We start from the raw sequence: 1,268 nt of genomic DNA, 5'->3' as shown, positions 1-1,268 counted from the left end.
GATGGCAACCTTCTTGCCATCGAGGACGGAGAGATCGCCGTCGTTCTCGTACCAGATTTGTGCAGCCATTGTATTGGCACTCCTTTTATCGTAGTGGGGTGAACGCCACCAAAGCGTTCGGGTTTCTACCATTCGCAGATATGAAATTCGTGTTTTCGTGCATGGATTTTGTCCTGCAAACTGGGGTCTATCCTACCCGAGCGCACTCCTAAACCGCCACTCAGTCCAAAAGGTGAGCCATAGCACCGAAAAATCACCGAGTCAAGAGCCGAAAATCGAAAAACCGCCACCCGTATCGGAACGGATGGCGGTTTCGTATCTCAGCCGAATCAGGCTGAGAACCAGTCAGCGATCAACTTGCGTCAAGCGGCGCGACGGCTCACTGCACCTGGGTGCGGGCGATCTTACCGTTGAAGGACTCGGCCATATCGGCATCGGCGTCCACTTGGTTGTTCCAGGAGAACATGGCGCGCAGCTTCGGGCCGACGGTCTCCAGATGCGGGTGGCTGTACTCCTCCTGCAGCTGCTTGAACTTCGGCGCACCGGCGGCCTGGTCATCCATGAACTCCTTGGCGAAGGAGCCGTCCTGAATGCGCTTGAGCTGATACTGCATGCGCTTCTTGGTCTCCTCGGTGATCACGGTGGAGGTGTAGTCGCCGTACTGGGCGGTGTCGGAGCAGGACCAACGGGCCTTGTTCAGGCCACCCTCGTTGGCCAGATCGATCAGCATCTTAAGCTCGTGGAACACCTCGAAGTAGGCGATCTCCGGCTGATAGCCGGCCTCGGTCAGCACGTCGAAGCCCATGTCGCACAGGTGGTTGATGCCACCCATGAGCACATCCTGCTCGCCGAACAGATCGGTCTCGGTCTCCTCGGTGAAGGTGGTCTTGATGGCGCCGGCGCGCAGGGCACCAAGGGCCTTGGCATAGGCGAGGCACAGATCCCAGGTCTTGCCATCCGGATCCTGCTCGACGGCCACCACGACCGGGACGCCACGGCCGGCGGCATACTCACGGCGCACGATGTGGCCCGGGCCCTTCGGCGCGACCATGAACACCGGGTGATCCTCGCTCGGCTTGATGTAGCCGTAGTGGATGTTGAAGCCGTGAGCAAAGGCCAGAGCGGCGCCCGGCTTCAGATTCGGCTCGATCTCAGACTTGTAGACGGCGGCCTGATACTGGTCAGGCAGCAGGATCATCACCACATCCGCTTCGGCGGTGGCGTCGGCCACGGACTGGACCTCCAGGCCCTGCTCCTTGGCGTATTCC

1 protein-coding gene is annotated in these 1,268 nt (G+C 60.1%); it reads right to left on the bottom strand.

What is annotated here, in order from left to right; genetic code table 11:
• Positions 1 to 379 precede the first annotated feature (379 nt).
• A partial coding sequence (gene ilvC, locus HMPREF1494_RS00725; protein WP_034518405.1) for a ketol-acid reductoisomerase occupies positions 380 to 1,268 on the bottom strand: 889 nt, incomplete at its 5' end.

Source organism: Bifidobacterium sp. MSTE12 (assembly GCF_000513015.1).
In the GTDB taxonomy this organism is placed as follows: domain Bacteria; phylum Actinomycetota; class Actinomycetes; order Actinomycetales; family Bifidobacteriaceae; genus Bifidobacterium; species Bifidobacterium dentium.
This window is presented reverse-complemented; position numbering and strand designations above follow the sequence as displayed.